At 32.6% G+C, this 8,707-nt stretch carries 9 protein-coding genes and 2 pseudogenes; 5 read left to right on the forward strand and 6 right to left on the reverse strand.

Annotated elements, in window-relative coordinates:
* Positions 1 to 168: 168 nt before the first annotated feature.
* On the forward strand, positions 169 to 255 hold the full coding sequence (tnpB, locus tag COD11_RS28060) for an IS66 family insertion sequence element accessory protein TnpB (protein WP_098799053.1): 87 nt from the start codon (positions 169 to 171) through the stop codon (positions 253 to 255).
* Between the two features lie 219 nt (positions 256 to 474).
* A pseudogene (gene tnpC / locus COD11_RS21955) lies at positions 475 to 2,051 on the forward strand (IS66 family transposase).
* A 202-nt stretch (positions 2,052 to 2,253) separates the two neighbouring features.
* Here tnpC and COD11_RS21960 read toward each other — a convergent pair.
* The 4 genes from COD11_RS21960 to COD11_RS21975 form a co-directional block, all read right to left on the reverse strand.
* A complete protein-coding gene (locus COD11_RS21960) occupies positions 2,254 to 2,460 on the reverse strand; it encodes a capping complex subunit for YIEGIA (RefSeq protein WP_098799044.1) in 207 nt (68 codons plus the stop codon).
* A 3-nt stretch (positions 2,461 to 2,463) separates the two neighbouring features.
* Positions 2,464 to 3,375 carry a YIEGIA domain-containing protein gene (locus COD11_RS21965; protein WP_098799045.1) on the reverse strand — a complete coding sequence of 304 codons (912 nt, stop codon included), beginning with the start codon at positions 3,373 to 3,375 and terminating at the stop codon, positions 2,464 to 2,466.
* A 259-nt stretch (positions 3,376 to 3,634) separates the two neighbouring features.
* Entirely contained in the window at positions 3,635 to 4,351 is a 717-nt protein-coding gene (locus COD11_RS21970; protein WP_098799046.1) for a class I SAM-dependent methyltransferase, read from the reverse strand.
* A gap of 159 nt (positions 4,352 to 4,510) precedes the next feature.
* On the reverse strand, positions 4,511 to 4,717 hold the full coding sequence (locus COD11_RS21975) for a YppG family protein (RefSeq protein WP_098799047.1): 207 nt from the start codon (positions 4,715 to 4,717) through the stop codon (positions 4,511 to 4,513).
* A gap of 293 nt (positions 4,718 to 5,010) precedes the next feature.
* Here COD11_RS21975 and COD11_RS21980 point away from each other — a divergent pair.
* Positions 5,011 to 5,676 (forward strand): annotated as a pseudogene (locus tag COD11_RS21980) (DUF2268 domain-containing putative Zn-dependent protease).
* 56 nt (positions 5,677 to 5,732) lie between these two features.
* On the opposite strand, the gene COD11_RS21985 reads toward COD11_RS21980, so the two are convergent.
* Together COD11_RS21985 and COD11_RS21990 are read right to left on the reverse strand one after the other, a co-directional pair.
* A complete protein-coding gene (locus COD11_RS21985) occupies positions 5,733 to 6,185 on the reverse strand; it encodes a CBO0543 family protein (RefSeq protein ID WP_098799048.1) in 453 nt (150 codons plus the stop codon).
* 105 nt (positions 6,186 to 6,290) lie between these two features.
* Entirely contained in the window at positions 6,291 to 6,548 is a 258-nt protein-coding gene (locus COD11_RS21990) for a hypothetical protein (RefSeq protein ID WP_098799049.1), read from the reverse strand.
* A 168-nt stretch (positions 6,549 to 6,716) separates the two neighbouring features.
* Between COD11_RS21990 and COD11_RS21995 the strand changes: the two genes are divergently transcribed.
* Positions 6,717 to 6,938, forward strand: coding sequence for a hypothetical protein (locus COD11_RS21995; RefSeq protein WP_098799050.1), 222 nt, complete (start codon positions 6,717 to 6,719; stop codon positions 6,936 to 6,938).
* A gap of 832 nt (positions 6,939 to 7,770) precedes the next feature.
* Positions 7,771 to 8,037, forward strand: coding sequence for an HD-GYP domain-containing protein (locus COD11_RS22005; RefSeq protein ID WP_483296310.1), 267 nt, complete (start codon positions 7,771 to 7,773; stop codon positions 8,035 to 8,037).
* Positions 8,038 to 8,707: the final 670 nt, after the last annotated feature.

The following is an 8,707-nucleotide window of genomic DNA, read 5'->3' on the forward strand; positions in this document are numbered from 1 at the left end:
TAACAGGAATGCTCCTTTTTTAATTATTATTAGTTAATTCCCCATTTCTATAAAAATAAACTCAATAGATTTTTATTGGACGTATAGGGAATTTAAAATGAGTGCAGTACAGATTTAAGGAAATCAATAGATGGACTCGCTGTTTAGTCAAAGAAGAGTTTGATCTAGATCCCCTTTTCACCCTGTTTGTTTGTGTTCTGTAATCGCTCGCGCGACAAAGTTAAAATTCTTCAATGGGACCACAATGGTTTTTAGCTCCATTACCGTCGGCTAGAGAGAGGGAAATTTCAGTGGCGAAAATAACTCGATTCCTCTAAGTAATAGTTGAAGGCAATTGCGTTGGTTGTTGGATGGTTTACCCCTTAATCAACGCTATGAACACCCTGAAGTTAAAGAACGAACAATTGTATAATTTTTTTAAAAAAGACGTGTTTTAAGAAGGGGTGAGGTAGGATTTCGTCGAATTATATAGGTATGAAAAATTCACCGAAAAAATCAACCCAGAATCCTACAATTGAATCATTACAAGCGCAAGTTAGTGAATTAACAGCGAAAGTAAAATGATATGAAGAGCAGTTTCGCCTGAGTCAACAGAAGCGATTCGGCTCTTCAAGTGAGAAAACGAATCCAGATCAAATTATAGTGGAACTTTTCAACGAAGTTGAAAAAGAAGCCAACCCTCAACTATCAGAACCAACTGTTGAGACGATAACCTACCGCCGCAAAAAGAAGCCCTGGTCAACGTGAAACTATGCTTGAAAACCTGCCTACAGAAACGATTGAGTATCGTCTTTCTGATAAGGAACAGGTTTGTTCGAGTTGCGGTGAATCTCTACATGAAATGAGTACAGAAATGCGTAAGGAGTTAAAAATTATTCCACCTGAAGTCAAAGTGGCTGAGCATAAACGATATGTCTGCCGTCACTGTGAACGTGAAAAACTAACAACACCTATTGTACTGCTCCTATGCCTTCACCTGTTCAGCTAAAGAGTTTGACTTCGCCTTCTATGACGGCATACATCATGACCCAGAAATACGTAGATAGGCTACCTTTATATCGAATCGAAAAGCAATTCGAACGATTTGGTCTCTCCTTATCACGTCAAACAATGGCGAATTGGCTCCTTCACGGAGCCGATCAATGGCTAAGTCCTCTCTACAAAAGAATGCATGATTTTCTAATTAAGCAATTAAGCAGGATATTCTCCATGCGGATGAGACAACCTTGCAGGTCTTACGAGAACCAGGTCGTGTAGCTCAATCATCTTCTTATCTGTGGCTGTATCGTACTGGACAAGAAGGCCCGCCTGCCATCCTTTATGTTTATCAAGAAACGCGGTCGGGCAAAAATGCCCGGGAGTTTCTTGCAGGTTTAAAGGATTCCTTCAAGTGGATGGCTATGCCGGTTACCACAAAGTAGAGGATGTTATCCTGGTAGGATGTTGGGCTCATGCGCGTCGAAAATTCGATGAAGCTCTTAAATCCTGGCCTGAAGCTAAGAAAGGAAAGGCTGTAACAGCAACTGAAGGACTTCATTTCTGTAATCAACTATTCGCTATTGAGCGTGAAATGAAAGAGAAGTCAGCCAAAGAACGTTATACAATTCGATTAGAACAAAGTCGACCTGTATTAGATGCTTTTTTGATATGGCTAAAAACACAGCAACCAAGAGTGTAACCAAAGAGTACACTTGGTCAAGGTATCACATATCATATTGTCTAAACCAGTGGGAGAAGTTAGAGGCGTATTTAAAGACGGACGTTTAGAGATAGATAACAATAGAAGCGAGCGTTCTATTAAACCATTCGTTATTGGCCGTAAGAACTGGCTGTTTTCTAATACTCCGAGGGGTGCTCGTGCGAGCGCAGTTATCTATAATTTAGTGGAAACAGCAAAGGAAGACGGATTAAATCCATACTATTACCTTCACTATCTATTTGAGAAGCTTCCCAGTACTGATTTAACAAATACTGAATCGATAGATTCTCTACTTCCTTGGTCTAAATCTCTACCAATAAATTGTAGAGTGTACAACAAGATATCTAAATAATAAATTGATCCCCATCCTGTAATACAGGTGGGGATTATTTAACGCTTACTTTTAAAGTAATAGATTTTTAATTCATAACATAGCATTTTATTTATTCGAAATAGGTAATAATCATGTTGAATATAATTCTGAACAATCAGGCCCATGTTGAAAGAACAAAATGATTTTTTAAGGCAAGTAATGCTTTATAAAATATATGACATTAGACTCTTAAAACGAGGTAATCTCCATCCTTCATTTTCACAACATCTGCCTTCATAGCCTTTGCAATATCCTGTGTTATACGCTTTTGCTGTTCCTCACCCTCTGCTAATAAGGAGAGCTGTGATCCACCTAATATCCGATTTTTTTGTAAAGTAACTATTGCTATTATTTGATAATTTGGTTTTTCTGAGGATTCTCTTCCCATTCTTTATTTCCTCCCAATAAAGTTAGTTTGCATTAAACGGCTGCTCTTCTTAACACTTTCTAGCACAGGAGTGTTTTTGACAGTGTGTATGAGTTTATTGATATCACCTGAAATTGGAATAAGTGTGATAACAATTCTGCCTTCATCATATTCCTTTCGACTAAAGTTATACCTCTTCGCACCTAACGCTCTTGTTGCCTCGAACAATATCGCTTGTCTTTGTCCAAAATTGTCAAGTCCAATACGAAAATGTTCTTCATGAGGATATATCACCACAGCTAACCCTTCTTCTTTATACATATTTGCCGCATTGTCAGTCCCTAGTAGGTTTGAAACATAAATTCCATCTACAAATAATTCTGATCCCTTAACTTCAATTTTACCTTCTTTGACATCAGCAATATCTCCAACACTTTTTCCTTTGGAAAATCGATTAATGATGTAAAAAGTTAAAGCACTAATCATAATTGCTATTAAAACGTTTATCCATGTTTGGTCAAGATGGGAAATTTGTATCGTTATTGATGAAATAAGGGCAATAATAAGCGCAAAATAATTTCTTGATTCAAACGTTTTTGATATCCCATCAATATAAGCATCTCCTCTATATGTAAATTCTGTATTTTCCAAGTCTTTTAAACTTTCCCTCTCAGATTTCCTCACATCTCGGAATTGCTGAATAGCAAGTGTAAGAAAAGTAACGGCTACAAAATTTTTGGTCATCAACGCTGGTATTGCTACTGATCCTAATGATGCAGCGACAAAACCAGTTACTAAATGTATCAAGTATCCATTTGGATAACTTGGATATTGTCGATAGTCTGCTTTGATTGTTAATAAACGAGCTGTAGTACCCAAAATTATTCCTGTTACTATCATCACTAGATAATGAGTAGATATCGTTCCTTCATCCACAAAAATCCACCTCTTTTTTATGACTCTTCTAAAGTTAATATCGTTTCAATTAGTTATTATTATTTAAGGATTTAGGTTTTTTAATTCATTTTTCACGAAATTGGCTTATTGAAAATGGTACATTTTTTCGAAATACTTTGAGTAGCTAGTTAACTAGTTAAGGAATTAACAGATGATAGTTAGCGATGCATTTATATTCATAAAAAAAAAGTAACAGTACCAAATCTTGGATACTGGTTACTTTCGGTGAAAATAAAAATTAAACATAACATCTAAATATACGAAACCCTAATTTATCCTTATAAATTTCTGTTAATTCTTCATGTTTTTCAAGTATTTCTAAGAGTGTATCATCTATATTTTCTGAAATTGAGAAGTCTGCTGCGTTTTGTATATTAATATCACTAAATTCTGGATTATATTTCTCGACACTAATAGACCTAAATCCAGCTCTTTTAAATAACTCATACCATTCAGACTCTGTCAGTAATTGAGAAAATCCATAAAAATCAACTATTTGTTTATTTTCATCCGCAGAAATTCCCTTTTCAAGTACCATTTCAATCGCAAGCAATACTCCACTTGATTTTAGAACTCTTATAAATTCAGGAATCGTTTTAGATATATCTGTAAAAGTTATTACCGATTCTGAGAGGATCACGTCAAATGAGGCGTTATCAAAAGGTAGATTTTCAGTATTTCCTTGCTTAACTTCAATTGGTATTTGCAAAGATGAAAATCGTTGTTTTGCTTTATCTAACATGATTTTATTAGAGTCTAAGGAGGTAACATAACATCTATAATTTTCCGCAATGTATGCAGAGGTTTGACCAGTTCCACAACCAACGTCCAGAACTGATGTTGTATCATCTATTTTTTCCACTGCTAATAAAATATTCTTCGTTAGTTGAAGCCCCCCAGGATGTGCACCACCAACTCCCAAGTATGCTAAACAATCAAGATATGTGTAAGTCAAAATTACCCCACCTTTATTTCAACATAATTACATTATGATATGAAATTGGAGGAACTTTGTTCATCCAACAATAAAATACTTAAACAAAACTTGATCTACGGAGTAAAAGGTCAAGGTAATAGTTGGAATACTTTATAATAATGTAATCTCTATATGCAGCTATTTCTTAATAAACTTTGTTATCATCGGGCTTACTTGGTTATATAGCTTATGGATTTGCTGAGCAGTTGCAGAGATTTTGTCAAAATCAAACTTTCCATCAGAAGTTTGAAAATGTGATAAGAAGTTAGGGCTAGTAGGAACATGAGGACCTTGAAGTGGTCTTTGATACGGTACACGTGGCATTGGTCGTCTTCCATTAAACATAAAATCTGACCTCCTAGTTTAAAATTTTTGTATATCTTATGCAAAGATAAAAATAAATGTAAGGGTTTTCACCCTAATTTAAAAACCATAACTTTATAATTTCCAATATAAGTAACAGATTTTTCTAGTAAATAATATAATGTGTAATTAGGGGTGATTCAATGAGTGTGATAAGAACGGACAGATGGTTACTTGACACATATAATAATCCAGTTAAAATTTGTGAAAAGTTAACAGGACATTTTGAGGGTGCTTTAGCTTATGAAATCTATAATTACTTATCTATGCATGGAATGTATCGTCTTTCAAAGAATGGTAGTGAGATTGTAGGTAAACTAATAGATAATCAAGTTTGGGAAATTGTACAGAAAGATGAATATATTCTTCAAAAGAATTGGGGAGGACCAGATATCCCTGTCTATATATTTCCATCAGATGCCAATAACATACTAATACAAAAACACTTTAATGGAAAATCAGGTTTAGCTTTTGCCGATAAGCTTTTTTTATTTATTTCAGGAGAAAATGTTGAAAAGGAAATAAAATCATTATTCACTCATGAGTATAACCATGTTTGTCGCCTGTACAAACTTCCAAAAAAAGAAGAAGAATACGAATTATTGGACACAATTATATTGGAGGGTTTAGCTGAACATGCTGTGAGAGAAAGGTTAGGGGAACCATATGTTGCTAATTAGGTATCCTTTTATACAGATAAACAGATAGAAAGTATGTGGCACAAAATAGTGTGCCCAAATCGGAATCTTCATAGTATTGATCGAGAGTATCAAGCAATTTTATATGGTTTAGGTAATTATCCTAATATGTTAGGTTATTCTGTGGGATATTATTTAGTAAAGAGATATATTGAAAAATACAACCTTTCAAGTAAAGACCTTTTGTCAATTAAAACTAGTGATTTCGCCGAAACTAACTATGAAAAGTATAATGACATATAGTGTATGTCGGTTACCTTAAATTTTATAAGTACCTTTCGGGCTGTATGTGAAATTACTTAGTTATTTTTTATTAATTTTCTAATCAATTTCAAGTGCCAAAGAAGGATAATAAAAAGTAAAGGATATATAAATGCAGAGTGCCATAATTTCCATTTTACATGAGTGAAAAATCCTGTATTGTCTACAATTGCTTCAAAGGTGATTGAAAAAATTGACCATCCTAATATATAAAATATTTTTGATTTATTTGCTTTGTTATAAGGGTAGAAATTTAGGAACAATATAGTTATCGATGGATAAATGAGAAAAGGGACCATAAAATCAACCCATTGCAAGCCCTTTTTATAATAATAATATAAAGTAAGTTTAAGGTCTAAAGCCATGTCTACAACATGTCCCCACAAAAGGGCAAATAAAGAAGTAGAATACATTTCGATTTTACTAAGTCTTTTAGGTATTAAAAATGCAAGTGTATTTAGTACAAGTAAAGAAATAATAACAGGTAGCACAGAAAGTACCCTCCTTTTTTACAAACTATAAATTATGAAAAAAAGACAGATGATCAAAATCATCTGTCTTTATTCTATCCATCTTGTAAGTCCTGTATAAACCTTTTAAATAAAGAATAGTGGAAGTAAGGCTAATGCTGCGATAGAACCTAATGCGAGCCCCCATCCCCATCCGCCATAACCACCATAACCACCGTAGCTAAAACCGCCTAAGTTTCTTGTACGCCCTAGTGGCTGTAAATACACTCTGTTATGACTGACATGTTGGATGATCCCTCTGTGAACTCTGCCATCACGAGTTCTTAGTTCAACAGCTCTCCCTCTATACTTTTGGCATAGTGCATGATAATGTCCAACTGACATAATGTCACCCCCAAATCATGATTGGATATATGACATAATATGTGCTTGCTTCCGTTATCGCAATGGACATATGTATTAGGGGATTAGTGGAATTCTTGATGGATGTCATATAAAAGTATATGTGACTTAAACTTAGTGCCCATTTACCTTCAATATGGGGTCTTATCCATGTCAAGACGGAGTAATCTACATATATTAATAACAAATGATGATGGAAGTGTTAGTATGAGTGGTGCAGTAGCAGGTGCTGGTTTACTTGAAAATAGGAACCCAGAAGAAACATGGGTTCCTTATAATACATACTTTAGATTATGCTGTTATGTTCGATATTATAGTGAAGTGAATACAACATACATAAAAATCCGATACATTCTCTATCTTTGTCCTTGAATTTTTATGTATGTATATAACTTTCTCTAATTACTTATCTTAGGTGTCTTTTGGTGGAGTATAGTAATTTTGGAAAGTCGTAGTAATAAATTTAACTAAAAAATAAACATCTATTCATTATTAATTATATTTTCTTATAAAGAATACACGAACTATTTACATAACTTTGATATCATTTGGCAATTAAGTAATGAAGCAGTATTGTTTGATTGTAAAGGAGCCAAAAATATGCAATAAATATTTGTAATTAATTATTACTATTCAGCTATGTAGTATCTTATTAATCTTGATATACTTCTTTAACGATAATACGTTCAACCAATAATTGATAATAGTAAATAATAACTGCCATAGAAACTGATAAAATAAAAAAATGATTTGGTCTCATCTTCTTAAATTCAAAAGTCCCAATTTTAGTAAAAAACTTAACGATAGGAAAAGAGAAGATGTAATCAATAATAATATTAGTGGCAAGGTATTTGGAAAAATTTCCAAATGTCAATTTAAATACCCATATTGTTACAATAAAATACAATCCAAGTAAATATGAAATATCTAAACGAAAATGGGGGAATAATGCATTTTTAACTTTCCACCATTTTTTATTATCCGCTAATTCACTTAAAAAACTAAAGATATATCCAACATATGTTGCTACAGGTAAAAATCGAAAAATTTATTTCTGCCGATTAAAGGTAACGTTAACCAAGGTAATACTAGTGTGCAAAAAGAAAGAGTTTTCCTTCTATTTATCATAAAATCCTCCAAGTAATTTTTTATTTATTTTACAATTTATTGCTTTACTTTATTCTCAAACATTGAAAATAATGGAATATTAGATTGTGTTCTGTATCATCATGAAAGGTTTGATGGAAGGGGATATCCTAATCAATTAAAAGGTAATGACATACCATTATCAGCTAGAATAATAGCTATAGTAGATTCATATGATGCGATGACATCAAAACGATTATACAGGAATGAATTTACAAAAGAAGAAGCACTTAACGAAATAAAGAAGCATAAAGGAACTCAATTTGACCCTGAAATAGCAGAAGTATTTATTAATATCATTGGAGAAGAATTAACTTTTCATTAAAAAGCTACAGTTTTTCGTTTACTATATGAGCTCTTTTTATTGTTAATATCGGAAGGCTTGGACACACTTATTATTTTAGTTTTAATGGGTATTGATTGCCATTCTTAAGTATTTTTTTAATTGTGAGTTGAAGGTATTCCTGCTTATAATATTCAGGAAATTTCATATTGAAATGATAAATTTGATTCTTTAAAAAATTGTTCGAATTTTGCTTAAAGAAAGTTATAAGCATCAATGGTTTTATTGTGTTAATTAAAATACTCTTATATCCACGATTGTTAGAACTCATAATATTTGGAGGGTTTGTCTCACTTCGTAAAAACAAAGTGCCTATTGATTTATCAAATCACTTAAAATCAATATTTCATCATGAATTTGTTTTTTAATTTCAGGACTGTTGCATCTATTATGTTGAATTATTAATAAATAAATTTCTTTTATAAACATCGTCATTTCTTCGCTAGAAACCATTGTATTCTCCTTTGTGTAACTTCTATACCATTCTTATATAAAAATTATAGGTAATATAGATTATTTATACAAGTGAGCTGAAGGGAACATTTTTGAATAAAAGTACACAATTCAAGAAATTTAGAACAAATGATCTAATTTCCCTCCACAAAACCAGCTAATAGTTGTCAACATTTTTTAATAAAAAAATTAAAATAAT

The sequence above is a fragment of the Bacillus sp. AFS040349 genome (genome assembly GCF_002577655.1).
Classification (GTDB): Bacteria; Bacillota; Bacilli; order Bacillales; family Bacillaceae; genus Metabacillus.